The following is a 15,951-nucleotide window of genomic DNA, read 5'->3' on the forward strand; positions in this document are numbered from 1 at the left end:
GGCGGGGGCCCCGTTCACGAGGACGGCGCTCAGGCGGCCTCGGTGACCTCGCGGGCCGCCGGGACGGGCATCAGGCCCTCCCGCTGGCGCTTGCGGCCGAAGCGCGGCATGCCCAGGGTGATGAAGGCCTCGGCCTGCATCGCGGCGAAGCCGATGCGCGGCAGGTCCCGGGTGTTGGGGAACACCAGGAAGCGAGGCTCCCACTCGGGCTGGAACTTGGCGTTGAACTTGTACAGCGACTCGATCTGGAACCAGCGCGACAGGAAGACCAGCAGCCCGCGCCAGGCCCGCAGCACGGGGCCGGCGCCGATGCGCTCGCCGCGGGCCAGCGCCGAGCGGAACATCGCGAAGTTGAGCGACACCCGGCGGATGCCCATGGCGCCCACCTCCTGCAGGGCGGCGACGATCAGCAGCTCGTTCAGGCCCGGGTCGGCGGCGCGGTCGCGGCGCATCAGCTCCAGCGAGATGCCGTCCGTGCCCCAGGGCACGAAGTGCAGCACGGCCTTGAGGTCGTCGCCCTCCTCGCCCTCCTCGGGGGCCTTGTGGGCGGTGACGACCACGCACTCGTCGTCCAGCGGGTCGCCGAAGCGGCCCAGGGCCATCGAGAAGCCGCGCTCGGTGTCGGTGCCGCGCCAGCGGGCGGCGGCGTCGGCGATGCGGTACTTCTCCTCCGGGTCGAGGTCGGCGACCCTGCGGACCTTGCAGGAGTAGCCGTTGCGCTCGATCCGCTTGACCATCTGGCGCACGTTGCGCATGGCCCGGCCGGAGAGCGAGAAGGTGGCGGTGTCGACGATCGCCTCGTCGCCCAGCTCCAGCGCGTCCAGGCCCGCCTCGCGGGTCCAGACCTCGCCGCCGACCTCGCTGCAGCCCATCACGGCCGGCACCCAGGCGTGCTCGCGGGCCTCGGCCATGAACACCTTGATCGCGCCGGGCCAGGCCTCGACGTCCCCGACCGGGTCACCGGAGGCCATCATCACGCCGGAGACGACGCGGTAGGAGATCGCCGCCTTGCCGGTGGGCGAGAACAGCACGCTCTTGTCGCGGCGCAGCGCGAAGTAGCCGAGCGAGTCGCGGGCGCCGTGCCGCTTGAGCAGCTCGCGCACCTTCTCCTCGTCCTCGACGGTGAGCTCCGGCTTCGGCTTGCCCGGGCGCAGCGCCAGGTAGGCGGTGGTGAGGGCGGTGAGCAGGCCGAGCCCGCCGAGCAGGTAGGCGACCAGGTCGGACATCCGCTCGTTGGTGTAGCGGATCGGGCCCTCGAAGCCGAACAGCCCGTACCCGACGTGCTGGAGCCGCTCGGTGAAGCCCGGGTGCCCGTGCTCGTACTTCGTACGGGTCCAGACGATCAGCAGGCCCAGCAGCCCGCTGAGGACGCCCATCACGACGAGGTTGACCACCGCGCCCCAGCGGGTGCGCGGGTCGGCCTTGGCGTAGAACTCGCGCTGGTGCACGAGCATCACGGCGAGGACGATCAGCGAGACGACCGCCGGGCCCACCTGGTGCCAGCGCACGATGTGCAGGGCCGCGCTGACGGGCAGCAGCACGCACACGGCGCGCCAGGCCCGCCGCTTGCGCCGGCGCAGCGCGTGCGCCAGAGGCACCAGCAGGAGGCCGACCATCAGCGTGCCGACCGCGGCCAGGCTGGTGGTGCCGCCCGGAAGCTGCCCGGCGAAGGTGTGCATCTTGGTGTGCCGCAGCTTGGGGAACACCGCGCTGGCGATGTCGACCAGCCCGATCAGCAGGCAGGCGTAGCCGACCGCGCCGGGGAGCCAGGACCTCGGGACGGCAGCCGCCTGGTTGCGCAGCGTCTGCAGGCCGCGGCGACGGGGCGACGGCGGCTGCTCGGGGCTCGGCTCAACGGACACGGGAACGCTCATGGGTGCTCAGCGTAGAGGCTGCGGGCGGGCGTCCGGTCACCCCTGTGGGCGACGCGTGATGGACCTTCATGCCTATTCCTTCATCAGGCAATGCGCATACCAAGGATCCGGAAACGGTCGGTAAACCGGTGCCGTGGCGACGCTGCGGGTTGAGCCGGCGGTGGGAGCGGAGGCCCGCCGCCGCGTGGCGCGGCGAGGCCCCCCGGGGCGTTTACGTACGGTGGACGCCGCATTCTAGGGCGCCGGTTGCCTGCGTCTCCCCCCGGTCTCCCGGCCCGCCCGGGCATCCGGACAGCCTAGCTGCGGTGGCCGGGCCTGACGGGCCGCCAGACGATGAATCCCGCATCGACAGTGTCCCACCGGAAGGCCGACGGCATGGAACTGACCAGCGACCTGCTGGTGAACTCGCTGCTCGCGCTCGGCGCCGCGGCCCTCGTGACGACCCTGTGGCTCTGGCCCCGCCTGGCCCGGCAGCGCCCGCTGCCGGTGCTCGGCCGGATCGGCCTGCTGACGGTCACTCAGGCCGCCGTCCTGGCGGTGCTGGCGCTGTCGGTGAACAACTCCTTCGGGTTCTACACCTCCTGGGACGACCTGCTCAACCCCGGCGGCGCCAAGCTCGCGCTGACCAGCAACGAGAACCACAAGGGCGGCACCCCGGTCTCCGACGCGCTGGTCCAGCCGACCAACGAGGGCGGCCTGGAGACGGTGACGGACCTGCCCAAGGGCCCGCCGGAGGAGGCCGGCAAGGTCGAGTCCGTCCGGGTCACCGGCAAGGAGACCGGCCTGTCCGACCAGATGTTCGTCTACCTGCCGCCCGAGTACTTCGACCCGAAGTTCGCCCTGGTCCGCTTCCCGGTCCTGATGACCATCGCCGGCTTCCCCGGCACCACGCTCAACCTGATGAAGGAGCTGCCGGTCGTCCGGACGGCGGCGGAGCTCCAGAAGACCGGCAAGATGCCGCCCACCATCGTGGTGCTGGCCCGGCCGACCGTCGCCCCGCCCCGCAACACCGAGTGCGTGGACGTCCCCGGCGGCCCCCGCACCGAGTCCTGGTTCGTCAAGGACGTCCCCGAGGCGCTGCGCACCACCTACCGCACCGGCCGCACCGCCGGCTCCTGGGCCGTCTTCGGCTACTCCACCGGCGGCAGCTGCGCGATGCGCCTGGCGATGCGCTTCCCGAACGTCTACGGCAGCGCGGTGGGCCTGCACGGCGACTTCACCGTGCACGAGGACCAGTTCACGGGCGGCAGCCTCTTCAACGGCGACAAGGCCCTGGCCCAGCAGAGCGACCTGTCCTGGCGGCTGCAGAACCTCCCCGCCCCGCCGCTGTCGATGCTGGTGGTCTCCACCCGCAAGGAGTCGGACTACCCGCAGACCGTCCGCTTCGTCGAGCAGGCCCAGCAGGTGGCCGCAGCCAACCCCCAGTTCAGCGTGGAGTCGCTCTACCTGGACGACGGCGGCCACAACTTCGACAGCTGGGTCCGGGAGCTGCCGGCCTCCCTCGAATGGGTGGGCGCGCACCTCGGGTGACGCGTGCGAGTGACTACCCGCCGGTCACCGCGGTCGCCCGGCGGCCCGGGGGAACGAATCGCGGCCGCCCGCCCGACCGGCGCGGGCGCCGCCCGTCCGCGCAGGAGGCGCCGTGCTGAGTACCCGATCGCTGTTCGACGAGATCTACCGGAACGACCAGGCGTACCAGCTGTTCTGCAGCATCGCGGCCGGCGGCGAGGACCAGGGCGGCTGGGAGAACGAGCGGATCACCGCCCTCACCCGGGACGAGGTCCTCGCGCCGAAGGTCGCCCGGCACGGCGCGGACGAGCGCAAGCACGGCCGGATCTTCTCCCAGCTGCTGCACAAGCGCGGCCTGCCCAAGGTGCCCGTCCCGGACGACGCCGACTACTGCATGCTGCTGGAGCGCCAGGGCGTCGGCCTCGCGCACGAGCGGCTCAACAGCGACGTCCCGCTGACGGAGCGGGAGATCATCGTCTACCTGGCGCACAGCCGGGTCACCGAGCAGCGCGCCGCCGAGCAGATGCGCCAGCTGGTGAAGGCGTACGGCGACAACCCGGACCTCGGCCGGGCGATGCGGATGATCTCGGCCGACGAGGACGACCACCTCGCGTACTGCCACGAGGAGCTGCTGCGGCTGCGGGCGGCCGGCCACGGCCCGTACATCCGCCACGCGCTGGAGACCAGCGCCCGCGGCGAGATCCGCACCCACCGGGACGTCGGCCTGGCGGTGACGTCCCGGATGGCGAGGATCCTGCGCTGGCCGCGCTGGCAGCTGACCGTGGTCACCCTCGGGGTGCAGGCGCTCTACCTGTACGACCGGACGTTCGGCTGGCGGCGGATGGTCACCCTGCGGATGCCGGAGCACCGCAACGCCCTGGGCACCCCGGCCCCGCCGCACGCGGAGCGCGAGGTGCTCTGAACCCGATCAGCGACCGATGATGAGGCTCATCGCCTCGGCCCGGGTGGCCGGGTCGCGCAGCTGGCCGCGCACGCAGGAGGTGATGGTCTTGGCGCCGGGCTTGCGGATGCCGCGCATCGACATGCACATGTGCTCGCACTCGACCACGACGATCGCCCCGCGCGGCTCCAGGATGCGCATCAGCGCGTCGGCCACCTGGCTGGTCAACCGTTCCTGCACCTGGGGGCGGCGGGCGTAGACGTCCACCAGCCGGGCCAGCTTCGACAGGCCGGTGATCTTGCCCGAGGTCGACGGGATGTACCCGACGTGCGCGACCCCGCGGAAGGGCACCAGGTGGTGCTCGCAGACGGAGGTCAGCTCGATGTCCTTCACGAGCACCATCTCGTCGTGCCCGAGGTCGAAGGTGGTGGTGAGGACGTCCTCCGGCTCCTGCCAGAGCCCGGCGAATATCTCCTTGTACGCCCGCGCGACCCGGGCCGGGGTCTCCAGCAGCCCCTCGCGGTCCGGGTCCTCCCCGACGGCGAGGAGCAGCTCGCGCACGGCGTTCTCGGCCCGCTTCTGGTCGAAGGTGCCGACGGGAGACGAACCGTCGAGCGTCACCGGGTCGATCATGCGGGCCTCGCTTACGTGTGGGACGACTTGAGCTGAACAGCACGGATGCCGCGCCTCCAGGGTACAAACCCCGGTGACGCGGCATCCATTCCGTGCCCTGTACCGCCGGCGGTCAGCCGTCGGTCGGGTGCTCCGGCGCCTGGAGCGGCGGGAGCTTCACGACGTCCACCGGAGCGGTGTCGCCCACGGCGGCGCCGTTGGTGAGCGCCAGCTCCTTCGGCGACTGCACCGGCGGGCGGGTGGACGGCGTCCGGCGCGCGGAGCCCGTCCAGGCCGGACGGTGCGGGCGCTTGACGATCGGGGCGAAGATCTCGGCGATCTGCTCCTTGTTCAGGGTCTCCTTCTCGAGGAGCTCCAGAACGAGGTTGTCGAGCACGTCGCGGTTCTCGACCAGGATCTCCCAGGCCTCGTTGTGCGCGCTCTCGATGAGCTTCTTGACCTCTTCGTCGACCAGCCCGGCGACCTCTTCCGAGTAGTCGCGCTGGTGGCCCATCTCGCGGCCCAGGAACGGCTCCGAGTTGTCGTTGCCGAACTTGATCGCGCCGAGGCGCTCGGTCATGCCGTACTGGGTGACCATGGCCCGCGCCGTGGCGGTGGCCTTCTCGATGTCGTTCGAGGCGCCGGTGGTCGGGTCGTGGAAGACCAGCTCCTCCGCCGCGCGGCCGCCCAGCATGTACGCCAGCTGGTCGAGCATCTCGTTGCGGGTGGTGGAGTACTTGTCCTCGTCCGGCAGCACCATGGTGTAGCCGAGGGCCCGGCCGCGGGACAGGATCGTGATCTTGTGCACCGGGTCGCTGTACTGACAGGCCGCCGCGACCAGGGCGTGACCGCCCTCGTGGTACGCGGTGATCTTCTTCTCCTTGTCGGACATGATCCGCGTGCGCTTCTGCGGACCGGCCACGACGCGGTCGATCGCCTCGTCCAGGATGCCGTTGTCGATCAGCTTCTTGTCCGAACGGGCCGTCAGCAGGGCGGCCTCGTTGAGGACGTTCGACAGGTCGGCACCGGTGAAGCCGGGGGTGCGCTTGGCGACGGCCGAGAGGTCGACGTCCGGCGCGATCGGCTTGCCCTTCTGGTGCACCTTGAGGATGTCCAGACGGCCCTGGAGATCGGGGCGCTCCACCGCGATCTGGCGGTCGAAGCGGCCCGGGCGCAGCAGCGCCGGGTCCAGGATGTCGGGGCGGTTGGTGGCGGCGATCAGGATCACGCCGCCCTTGACGTCGAAGCCGTCCATCTCGACCAGCAGCTGGTTGAGGGTCTGCTCGCGCTCGTCGTGGCCGCCGCCGAGGCCCGCGCCGCGGTGCCGGCCGACGGCGTCGATCTCGTCGACGAAGACGATCGCCGGGGCGTTCGCCTTGGCCTGCTCGAAGAGGTCGCGGACGCGGCTGGCGCCGACACCGACGAACATCTCGACGAAGTCCGAGCCGGAGATGGAGTAGAACGGCACCCCGGCCTCACCGGCGACGGCGCGCGCGAGGAGGGTCTTGCCGGTCCCGGGCGGGCCGTACAGCAGCACGCCCTTGGGGATCTTGGCGCCGACGGCCTGGAACTTGGCCGGCTCCTGCAGGAACTCCTTGATCTCGTGGAGCTCCTCCACCGCCTCGTCCGCACCCGCGACGTCCGCGAAGGTGGTCTTGGGGGTGTCCTTGGTGAGCAGCTTGGCCTTGGACTTGCCGAACTGCATGACCCGGGAGCCGCCGCCCTGCATCTGGTTCATCAGGAACAGGAAGACCACGACGATGATGACGATCGGCAGCATCGACAGCATGAGGCTGACGAAGGTGCTCTGCTTCTCGGGGCTGATGGTGTAGCCCTCGGTCAGCGTGTTCGGGTCCTTGGCGTTCACCTGGACCTGGAGCTTCTCGGCGATGGCCACGCCCTGGTCCCCGATGTACGAGGCCTGGAACTTGTTGCCGGACGGGACCTTGCCCGTGCCGGCGGGGGACAGCTTGGCGCCGTCCTTCAACTGGATCTTGATCGTGTTCGAGTCACCGGTGGTGATCTGCGCCGACTTGACATCCTTGGCATCGATCGCGGCGACGACCTGCCCGGTGTCCACCGTCTTGTAGCCGTTCGAGTCCGAAACGACCTGCATCAGAACGATGACGGCGAGGACGGCCAGCACGATCCACATGATCGGCGCACGGAAGTATCGCTTGACGTCCATCCATGCGGGGCGTTGCCGCCCCGTCCCTCCTGCCACTCAACGGCGCCGGGTGGCTGTGGGCCGCGGCGCATATGGTCGGTGCTCATGTGAAGAGCGGTTTATTGGACCGTACCGCAGTCGGACCCGCCCATGGCGGGAGCACGGCGACACGGCTGTGGTTCTTTGTCCCCGGTCCAACGGGCGGGAACAGGCTCCTGTTCCCGTCCGTCGCCCGAACGGGGTCCTCAGCCGCCGTAGACGTGCGGGGCGAGGGTGCCGATGAAGGGGAGGTTGCGCAGCTTCTCGGCGTAGTCCAGGCCGTAGCCCACCACGAACTCGTTGGGGATGTCGAAGCCGACGTACTTCACGTCGATCTCGACCTTGGCCGCGTCGGGCTTGCGCAGCAGGGCGCAGACCTCCAGCGAGGCCGGGCCGCGCGAGCCGAGGTTGCCCAGCAGCCAGGACAGGGTCAGACCCGAGTCGATGATGTCCTCGACGATCAGGACGTCGCGGCCGGCGATGTCCGTGTCGAGGTCCTTGAGGATACGCACCACGCCGGAGGACTTGGTGCCCATCCCGTAGGAGGAGACGGCCATCCAGTCCATGGTGACCTGCGAGTGCAGGGTCCGGGCCAGATCGGCCATGACCATCACGGCCCCCTTGAGGACGCCGACGATCAGCAGGTCCTTGCCTGCGTAGTCCCGGTCGATGCGCTCGGCCAGCTCCAGGAGCTTCGCGTCGATCTCGTCCTTGCTGATGAGCACCTTCGCGAGGTCAGCGCCCATGTCGTTCTGGTCCACCGGGGATACGTCCTCAAACGTTCGGGGTCTGTGTGGCCGGCGGCCGGCCGCCCCCGGGCATGCCTCGCCCGTCAGTCGCCCTGCCGCCGAAAGACCAGCGTGCCACACCTGCGGGTGGCCTCGACTCCCCCGGGTAGGTGAAGCGGGCCCTGTCCGCGCCACCCGGTGACCAGCAGGTCGATCGTCTCCAAGTGCCGCGCGAACAGATCCCCGGCCGGGCAACCGGCCCGCAGCGCGGCCCGGCGCAGCACCCGGCGCCGTACGGCGGGGGGCAGTTCGGCCAGTTTCACGGCGTCCAGGGCGCCTTCGCCCGTACGGAGGTCGCGTTCGGCCAAGGAGGCCCACTGGTCGAGGGCGTCGGCGTCGTCGCGGAAGAGCCGGGCGGTGCGGGCCAGCGCCTCCACCACTCCGCCGCCCAGGTGCTTCTCCAGAACTGGGAGCACCTCGTGGCGGACGCGGGAGCGGGTGTAGGCGGGATCACAGTTGTGCGGGTCGTCCCAGACCGGGATCGACTGCGCCGAGCAGGCCTGCCGGGTGGCGGCGCGGTCCAGCTCCAGCAGCGGGCGGCGGTAGCGGCCCTTCTGGGCCGGCATCCCGGCCAGCGAGCGGGCGCCCGAGCCCCGGGCCAGGCCCAGCAGGACGGTCTCGGCCTGGTCGTCCCGGGTGTGGCCGAGCAGCACCGCGACCGCGCGGTGGCGCTCGGCGGCCTCGTCGAGCGCGGCGTAGCGGGCGTCCCGGGCGGCGGCCTCGGGGCCGCCCTCGCGGCCCACGCGCACCTGGACGGCCTCGACCGGGTCCAGCCCCAGCGAGCTCAGCCGCTCGGCGACCTGGGCGGCCCGTTCGCCGGAGCCGTTCTGGAGGCCGTGGTCGACGGTGACGGCGCCGACCCGCAGCCCGATCTTGGGGGCCTCGAAGGCGGCGGCGATGGCCAGGGCCATGGAGTCCGCGCCGCCGCTGACGGCGACGAGCACCAGCGGGGACCCGGGGGCGGCCGGGGTTCGGGGCAGGCCCGAGGGGTGGCGGGCGGCGTTGCCGATCAGCGTGGTGCCGAGGGCGGCACCCACCAGCGGGGAGCCGGCCGGACGCTCGCGGGGAGTGCGGGCGGGCGGCGTGAAGGTGGAGCCGGCTTCGGCGGCCAGCTCGGTGAGGGTACGGCGGACGGCCAGGCGTATCGCGGCGACAGCGGGGTGAGGGCCCACGGCGGACGACTCCTCGGCGGAGGTGGGGACAGGACGACGGCGAGCGCGGCAGAACCGCCAAGCCGTGTGAGCGCCGCGTTACCGGGCGCTCACAGATGGTGGCAGAAAGGAGGGACCCGCTACGCCACCCTCGCCACCAGTACGACCACCGTCCCACGTTCGGGTGAATGGAGAAACGTATCTTCACCCACGCCCGGCCGGAATGAACCACTCGTACGAGCGGGTTTGACCGGCGCACGGCGCTTTACGGCTGCGGGCGTCCGCGAATGGTTCAGCGGGCGACGCGGGCGACCCAGGCGGCCGGGTCGTGGATCTCCTCCTTGGTCGGCAGCGTGTTCGGGGAGGTCCACACCCGGTTGAACCCCTCCATCCCGACCCGCTCGACCACCCCGCGCACGAACACCGCGCCGTCCTGGTACTGGCGCAGCTTCGCGTCCATGCCCAGCAGGCGGCGCAGCAGCAGGTCCAGCCGGTTCGCGCCGCGGTCCCGGCGCTGCTGGAACTTCTCCCGGATCTCAGCGACCGACGGCACCACGGCCGGGCCCACGCCGTCCATCACCACGTCCGCGTGGCCCTCCAGCAGCGACATCACGGCCGTCAGCCGGCCGAGGATCTCGCGCTGCGCGGGCGACTGGACGATCTCCAGCAGGTTCGACGAGCCCCCGCCGGCCTCGCGCTCGCGGGCCGCGCCGCCCGGCAGCCCGCCGCCCAGCGAGCCGGCCGCGTCGCGCAGCCGCTCCAGCAGGGCGCCCGGGTCCACGTCCGTCTCGGCGAGGAAGGACTGCACCTCCGACTGGATGTGGTCCCGCAGCCAGGGGACCGCCGTGAACTGGGTGCGGTGCGTCTCCTCGTGGAGGCAGACCCAGAGCCGGAAGTCGGACGGGTCGACGTCCAGCTCCCGCTCCACGTGCACGATGTTCGGCGCCACCAGCAGCAGCCGGCCCGGCCCGGGGCCCTCCGGGCCCAGCCGGGGCTTGTCGAACAGCGCCGCCGGGCTGTCCGGCGCCTCCAGCGAGGGCTCCGCCGGGGCGAACGTCTCGTACTGGCCCAGCACCTTCGTCGACAGGAACGCCAGCAGCGCCCCGACCTCGATCCCGGTGGCCTTCTCCCCCACCGAACCGAACACCCCCGCCGCCGGCCCGCCGGCCGCCCGCCGCGCCCGCAGCTTCTCCACCAGCGGCTGCACGACCGTCCGGAAGCCCGCCACGTTCGCGCGCACCCACCCGGGGCGGTCCACCACCAGCACCGGCGTCGCGGCGGCCGCCGCCAGGCTGCTCGACCGCATCCCGGTGAACGCCCGGACGTGCTCCTCCGCCTCCAGTGCGTGCCGCCGCAGCTCGGCGACCACCGCCGCCGCCTCCGCCCGACTGACCTCCGGCCCCGGCCGCACCAACCTGGTCGCGGTTGCGACCGCGAGGTTCCAGTCGACCATGTCAGCCCCGCCACTCGCGCTCGTCATGCCCTCACCGTACGTGCTCCCCACCACCAGCGGCAGCCACCCGCCACGATCACCTTCCCACCCACCACCAGCGCCCGCCCCCGCCCCTCAGGGGCCGCCCGACCCCCGGCGCAGCCGCCCCGAACCGGGGTCGCCGGGGCCCCCGGGCGCCCGCGGCGGCGCCCGGGGCGGAGCACCGCTGCGGCCGGGTCACTGGCGAGCCGGGCCGCCCCTTCGGGAGGCGGCCTTGGCCATCAGGGCTGTCGCAAGCTCCGGCCCGCGCCGGAAACCGCCGAGCAGCCGGGGCAGCAGGAGTTGGATGCCGAGCGGCGGTCCGGCGGCGAACCGGAGGCGCTCCGGAACCGGCCCTGACCGTGAGATCTGCCGACGACTCCGGCTGACACCGAGAACCGCCTGGGGGCGGGGCCGAGGACGCCCCGCCGGAGGCACGGGCGGGGCGAGGAGGCCCGACAGGGCCGGTCAGGCGCGGGTGTCCTCAGGAGGCCGGGCCGCTCCGCCGAAAGCTGGAGCGGCCGGAGAAGCCGGGCGGGGCCGGGCTCGGCCGAGTCCGGCGGAGGTGGGGCGCCGCTGCGGCCCTCGGCCGGGGCCGAGGGCCGCAGGAGGTGTGGGTGGGCTGCGACTGCGGGGGTGCTGGTGGTGGGCGCTGTGCCGGAGGGCCGGAGCGCGCCTGTCATGAGACTCCCTGCCCGGCCGGAGCCGCCGGGTGAGGCGGAGGCCCGGGGCGCACCGTTCGTGAGGCTCCCTGCTCGCCCGTGGCCGAGGCGGGCTCTGCGGCCTGGGTCAGTGGCAGCCGCAGGTGGTGAGGTGGGCGGCTATGCGGTCCATGGCGGCGCGGGCGGTGTCGGCCGGGGCGGTGGTGCGGGTCATGACGGCGAAGGCGAGGAGGCGGCCGTCGGCGTCGACGACGGTGCCGGCGAGGGTGTTGACGCCGTTGAGGCTGCCGGTCTTGGCGCGGACGAGGCCGGCCGCGTCGGCGGAGCCGGAGCCCTGGCCGTAGCGCTTGGCGAGGGTGCCGGTGAAGCCGGCGACGGGCAGGCCGGTGAGGACGGGCCGCAGGGCGGGGTGCCGGCCGGAGGCGGCCAGGGCCAGGAGGCGGGTGAGGACGGCCGGCGGGACGGCGTTGCCGGTGTGCAGGCCGCTGCCGTCGTTGAGGGTGGTGCCGGTCATCGGCACGCCGAGCCTGGTCAGCTCCTGCGTGACGGCCGTGGCCGCGCCCTCGAAGCTGGCCGGCTGGTGCCCGGCGATCGCGGCCTGACGGGCGATCGCCTCGGCGAGCTGGTTGTCGGAGGTGGTGAGCAGCCGCTCGACCAGGCGGGCGACGGTCGGCGAGTCGACCCGGCCGAGGACGGGCGCGTCCGCCGCGGCCGGGGCGGCGGCGGGCTTGGCCTTCCCCTCGACGGTGACGCCCTGGGCCTTGAGCAGCCCGGCGAACGCCTCGGCGGCGGAGGCGGCCGGGTCGGCGACCCGCTTGGGCGCCTCCTCGCGGCTCTTCGCGTCGACCCGGCCCTCGTCGACCATCAGCGGGACGACGGGGGCGATGTTGGTGTCGTCGTCATGGAACTTGTGCAGCGGGGTGCCGCTGTACAGCGAGACGTCGTAGTCGAGCGTGACGGTGGTGGTGCCGGCGGCCTTGAGCGCGGCGGCGGTCTGCCGGGCCAGTTCGACGAGGGAGGCGGGGGCGGTGTCCGGGTCGACGGGCTGGCCGCCGATCTGCACCTGGTCGGCGGGCAGCGCGGTGAGCGTCGGGTCCCCGCCGCCGACGAGGGTGACGGCGCCCGGGGCGGCGCCCTTGACCGCCCGGGTGGTCAGCCGGGTGTCGCCGGGGATGAGGGACAGGGCGGCGATCGAGGTGGCGAGCTTGGTGGTGGAGGCGGGGGTGGCCGCGGTGTTCTCGCCCGAGCCGTACAGGAGTTGACCGTTCTCGGCGTCCGCGACGGCGATGGTGACGGTGCCGAGGCTCTTGTCGGCGAGCAGCGGGGCGAGCGCCTGCTGGAGGCCCTGGGCAGTGGGGGTGTCCGCGCCGGGCTCGGCGGCGGCGAGGAGGGCGCCCGCGGCGGGTGCCGGGCGCGCGGCGGCGGCGTCGCTCCCGCCGCCCGGGGTGGGGGCGGGCTGGTCCGCTCGGCGGGTCGGGCTCCTGCCCTTGTCCTTGCCGGGCGTGCCCTTCTTCCCGTCGCGCCCGCCCTGGCCCTCGTCCTGGTTGTCGCGGTCGTCGTTGCCGCCGCGCGAGGTGCTGTGGCCGCCGGGCGTGGGGGAGGGCTGCGCGTACGCACCGCCCGCGCCCAGGACCGTACCGGCGACGAGCACGGCCGCTCCGAAGAGTCCGGCGGCCGTCCCCCTGCGACGGCGTGCCGCCCCCACCCCTGATCCCACCGACCGGCCCCTTTCCCGAGCATCCACTCCCGTAGGAGACACTGGGATTCTGTCAGTACCTACCTTGGAGGAACCGTTGGAGTTCGACGTCCTTATCGAAATCCCGAAGGGCTCTCGTAACAAGTACGAGGTCGACCACGAGACCGGCCGCCTTCGGCTCGACCGGATGCTCTTCACCTCGACCCGCTACCCGGCCGACTACGGCTACGTCGAGGGCACCCTGGCGGACGACGGTGACCCGCTGGACGCCCTGGTCATCCTGGACGAGCCGACCTTCCCCGGTTGCCTGATCAAGTGCCGCGCCATCGGCATGTTCAAGATGACGGACGAGGCCGGCGGCGACGACAAGCTGCTCTGCGTCCCGGCGACGGACCCGCGCTGGGAGCACCTGCGCGACATCCACCACGTGTCGGAGTTCGACCGCCTGGAGATCCAGCACTTCTTCGAGGTCTACAAGGACCTGGAGCCGGGCAAGTCGGTCGAGGGCGCCGACTGGGTCGGCCGCGCCGAGGCCGAGGCCGAGGTCACCGCTTCGATCAAGCGTCTGGCGGACCAGGGCGGCCACTGAGCCGCCGTTCCGACCACCGGTCGGGACAGCACCACCCGGGGCCGGGGCTCCGCGGATTCGTCCGCGGTCCCCGGCCTCCGGCGTTCCCGGGGACGGTTTACCGACAGGCTGTCGGCATACGGAGACAGTTAGGTTAGGCTAACCAAAACTGTCGGGCCGATTCCGATTCCTGGAGGCCGCATGCCCACGCCCGAGTCCGTCCCGTTCTCCACCGTGCTGCGCACCGCGAGCAGCGAGGAGCACGAGGCCGCGGAGCAGTCCTCGTTCATGAGCCGCCTGCTCGGCGGCCGACTCGGGATCGATGCGTACGCCGACCTCACCGGCCAACTCTGGTACGTGTACCGGGCGCTGGAGAGCCGGGCCGGGCAGCTCGCCGAGGACCGGCTGGCGGGCCCCTTCATCGACCGGGCGCTGCTGCGCACCGCCGCCGTCGAGCGCGACCTCGCGCACCTGCGCGGGCCCGACTGGCGCGAGGGCCTGGCGCCGCTTCCGGCCACCGCCGCGTACGTGGCGCGGGTGGAGGAACTGGCCGCCGAATGGCCCGCCGGGTACATAGCGCACCACTACACCCGCTACCTGGGCGACCTGTCGGGCGGTCAGATCATCCGCGGGATCGCCGAGAAGACCTGGGGCTTCGAGCGCAAGGGCGACGGCGTGCGCTTCTACGTGTTCGAGGAGGTCGACAACCCGGCCGCCTTCAAGCGCGAGTACCGCGCCAAGCTGGACGCGGCGGGCGAGGCGATGGACGAGGTCGAGCGCCGCCGGGTGGTCGAGGAGTGCAAGCGGGCCTTCGTCCTCAACGGCGCGATCTTCCGCGACCTGGACGCGCGGTACCCGCTGAGCGCCTGAGCGCGCACGGAAAGGGGCCGGCCCTCGGCGAGGACCGGCCCCTTTCGCGTACCCGCGCGTCAGACGGTCGCGCGGGGACGGCGGTTGCGCACCAGGACGGTGGCGGCGCCGCCGGCCAGCACCAGGCCGGCGGCGGTGGCGAGCAGCGGGACGACCGGGGTGTCCGCGCCGGTGGCGGCGAGCGAGCCGCCGCCCGTGGTGCCGAGGTCGGTGGTCAGCGAGGGGCCGCCGCCCGAGGCCTGGCCGCCACCGGCGTTCGTCCCGACGTTCACACCCGTGCCGGTGTTCGTCCCGGCGGGCGGGTCGGTCGGGAGCTTGGCGTCCTTGTCGAAGGCCAGGCTGGCGGTGACCGGGTCGAGGGCCGTGCCCGCCGGGTAGTTGGAGAACACCGGGACGCCCTCGGCGGTGAGCGTGGCGGGGACCTTGGCGAGCGTCACCACACCGTTCACCGGCCTGAGCGCGGAGGCGGGGACGTCCAGCTTGGCGATCCGGGCGCCGGTCAGCTTGGTCGACTTGCCGTCCGGGGACCGGCCGTCGACGTCGGCGGTCAGGAAGGCGCCCTGGCTGTCGATGGTCAGGCCCAGCTTGGAGAGCTTGGTGTCGAGCGCCCAGCCGTCCTTGCCGGGGTGGCCGAGGAAGCGGACGGAGCCGTCGAATCCGGCCGTGAGCGAGTGCTCGGCGGTGTTGTACGCGCCGGTGGCGCCGCCGAAGCGGTAGTCGGCCGCGCCTCCGGCGAACTCGACCTTGCCGGCGGCCATCGGGGATTCGAGGTACTTGCGGAAGCTCTCCTTGACCGTCCAGTCCAGGGTGCCGTTCACGACGGGGAGCTTGGACGGTGCCGTGGTGGGGGCGGCGGTCGGCGTGGGCGTGGCCGTAGTCGTGGCGGTCGGTGTCGCGGTCGGCTGGGCGGTCGGCTCGGCGGTGGGCTGCGCCGTGGCGGTGGCGGTGGCGGACGGCGTGACGGTGGGCGTGGCCGAAGGCGTCGTGGACGGCGTGGCGGTGGGCGAGGGCGTGGCCGGGCTCTGCTTGAGCAGCAGCGACAGCGGGTCCATGTCCGACCCCGCCGGGTAGAAGCCCGCGAAGACCTTGGAGCCCTGCTCGGTCAGCTTGGCGGCGGTCGGCACCCCGGTGGTGGTGTCCCGCGCGACGGTGAACGTCACCAGCGGGACGTCCTCGCGCCGGGTCACCTCGGGGGCGGCCATCGACTCCTTCGAGGCGGTGTCGGCGGTGAGCGTGCCGGTCGTGCCCGAGGTGGTGACCTTCAGGTCGGTGACCGCGATGTCCAGCGCGCCGTGGTGGGCGGTGAAGTGGACCCCGCCGGTGAAGGAGGAGGTGAGGGCGTGCGAGCCCAGGTCGTACGAGGCCTTGGCCAGGCCGAAGTGGTAGGTGCCGTCCGGGTTGGTGGTCGCGCCGCCGGTGAGTTCGACGGCGCCGCCCTGGGAGCCCGGGCCGTTGAGGTAGCCGCGGAAGCTGGCCTTCACGCCCCAGTCCAGCGCACCGGTGTCGTACGTGACGCTGCCGGGGCCCCCGGCGGCGGTCGCGAGGGCGGGGGCGCCGAGGGCGGTCAGGCCGAGGCCGACGGTGGCGGCCGCGAGGGCGGCCAGCCGGGTGCGGTTGCGGGACATGGAGGGGGCTCCGTTTCG

Annotated in this window: 12 protein-coding genes; 4 read left to right on the top strand and 8 right to left on the bottom strand. The window is 72.8% G+C overall.

Annotation, left to right across the window (positions count from 1 at the left end):
• Positions 1–29: 29 nt before the first annotated feature.
• A complete protein-coding gene (locus ACIRRS_RS33720) occupies positions 30–1,874 on the bottom strand; it encodes a phosphatidylglycerol lysyltransferase domain-containing protein (RefSeq protein WP_402979197.1) in 1,845 nt (614 codons plus the stop codon).
• Between the two features lie 375 nt (positions 1,875–2,249).
• Here ACIRRS_RS33720 and ACIRRS_RS33725 point away from each other — a divergent pair, with 375 nt between their 5' ends.
• Positions 2,250–3,404: an alpha/beta hydrolase gene (locus tag ACIRRS_RS33725; protein WP_402979200.1), complete on the top strand. Its 1,155-nt coding sequence runs from the start codon at positions 2,250–2,252 to the stop codon at positions 3,402–3,404.
• A gap of 112 nt (positions 3,405–3,516) precedes the next feature.
• Positions 3,517–4,305: a ferritin-like domain-containing protein gene (locus ACIRRS_RS33730; RefSeq protein ID WP_402979202.1), complete on the top strand. Its 789-nt coding sequence runs from the start codon at positions 3,517–3,519 to the stop codon at positions 4,303–4,305.
• 6 nt (positions 4,306–4,311) lie between these two features.
• On the opposite strand, the gene folE is transcribed toward ACIRRS_RS33730, so the two are convergent.
• The 6 genes from folE to dacB form a co-directional block, all read right to left on the bottom strand.
• Entirely contained in the window at positions 4,312–4,917 is a 606-nt protein-coding gene (gene folE, locus ACIRRS_RS33735; protein ID WP_402979205.1) for a GTP cyclohydrolase I FolE, read from the bottom strand.
• 112 nt (positions 4,918–5,029) lie between these two features.
• The gene (gene ftsH / locus ACIRRS_RS33740; protein WP_402979208.1) at positions 5,030–7,084 is read right to left on the bottom strand and encodes an ATP-dependent zinc metalloprotease FtsH; all 2,055 of its coding nucleotides are present in this window, start codon (positions 7,082–7,084) and stop codon (positions 5,030–5,032) included.
• Between the two features lie 224 nt (positions 7,085–7,308).
• Complete coding sequence (gene hpt / locus ACIRRS_RS33745; protein ID WP_049654051.1) at positions 7,309–7,863, bottom strand: hypoxanthine phosphoribosyltransferase; 555 nt, start codon at positions 7,861–7,863, stop codon at positions 7,309–7,311.
• 71 nt (positions 7,864–7,934) lie between these two features.
• Positions 7,935–9,062, bottom strand: a complete 1,128-nt coding sequence (gene tilS / locus ACIRRS_RS33750) for a tRNA lysidine(34) synthetase TilS (protein WP_402979211.1) — start codon at positions 9,060–9,062, stop codon at positions 7,935–7,937.
• A gap of 271 nt (positions 9,063–9,333) precedes the next feature.
• Entirely contained in the window at positions 9,334–10,521 is a 1,188-nt protein-coding gene (locus tag ACIRRS_RS33755; RefSeq protein ID WP_402979214.1) for a zinc-dependent metalloprotease, read from the bottom strand.
• 780 nt (positions 10,522–11,301) lie between these two features.
• Complete coding sequence (gene dacB / locus ACIRRS_RS33760) at positions 11,302–12,825, bottom strand: D-alanyl-D-alanine carboxypeptidase/D-alanyl-D-alanine-endopeptidase (protein WP_402979217.1); 1,524 nt, start codon at positions 12,823–12,825, stop codon at positions 11,302–11,304.
• A gap of 142 nt (positions 12,826–12,967) precedes the next feature.
• Between dacB and ACIRRS_RS33765 the strand changes: the two genes are divergently transcribed.
• Together ACIRRS_RS33765 and ACIRRS_RS33770 are read left to right on the top strand one after the other, a co-directional pair.
• Entirely contained in the window at positions 12,968–13,459 is a 492-nt protein-coding gene (locus ACIRRS_RS33765; RefSeq protein ID WP_402979220.1) for an inorganic diphosphatase, read from the top strand.
• Between the two features lie 180 nt (positions 13,460–13,639).
• A complete protein-coding gene (locus ACIRRS_RS33770) occupies positions 13,640–14,308 on the top strand; it encodes a heme oxygenase (biliverdin-producing) (protein ID WP_402979223.1) in 669 nt (222 codons plus the stop codon).
• Positions 14,309–14,367: 59 nt separating this feature from the next.
• Here ACIRRS_RS33770 and ACIRRS_RS33775 read toward each other — a convergent pair whose 3' ends face one another.
• Positions 14,368–15,933, bottom strand: coding sequence for an HtaA domain-containing protein (locus ACIRRS_RS33775; RefSeq protein WP_402979225.1), 1,566 nt, complete (start codon positions 15,931–15,933; stop codon positions 14,368–14,370).
• Positions 15,934–15,951: the final 18 nt, after the last annotated feature.

The sequence above is a fragment of the Kitasatospora sp. NPDC101183 genome (assembly GCF_044767945.1).
Lineage (GTDB): Bacteria > Actinomycetota > Actinomycetes > Streptomycetales > Streptomycetaceae > Kitasatospora.

Coding starts and splice junctions, on each gene's coding strand:
- ACIRRS_RS33725 (WP_402979200.1), top strand. CDS start 2,250: ATGGAACTGACCAGCGACCTGCTGGTGAACTCGCTGCTCGCGCTCGGC.
- ACIRRS_RS33755 (WP_402979214.1), bottom strand. CDS start 10,521: ATGACGAGCGCGAGTGGCGGGGCTGACATGGTCGACTGGAACCTCGCG.
- folE (WP_402979205.1), bottom strand. CDS start 4,917: ATGATCGACCCGGTGACGCTCGACGGTTCGTCTCCCGTCGGCACCTTC.
- ACIRRS_RS33775 (WP_402979225.1), bottom strand. CDS start 15,933: ATGTCCCGCAACCGCACCCGGCTGGCCGCCCTCGCGGCCGCCACCGTC.
- ACIRRS_RS33720 (WP_402979197.1), bottom strand. CDS start 1,874: ATGAGCGTTCCCGTGTCCGTTGAGCCGAGCCCCGAGCAGCCGCCGTCG.
- ftsH (WP_402979208.1), bottom strand. CDS start 7,084: ATGGACGTCAAGCGATACTTCCGTGCGCCGATCATGTGGATCGTGCTG.
- ACIRRS_RS33770 (WP_402979223.1), top strand. CDS start 13,640: ATGCCCACGCCCGAGTCCGTCCCGTTCTCCACCGTGCTGCGCACCGCG.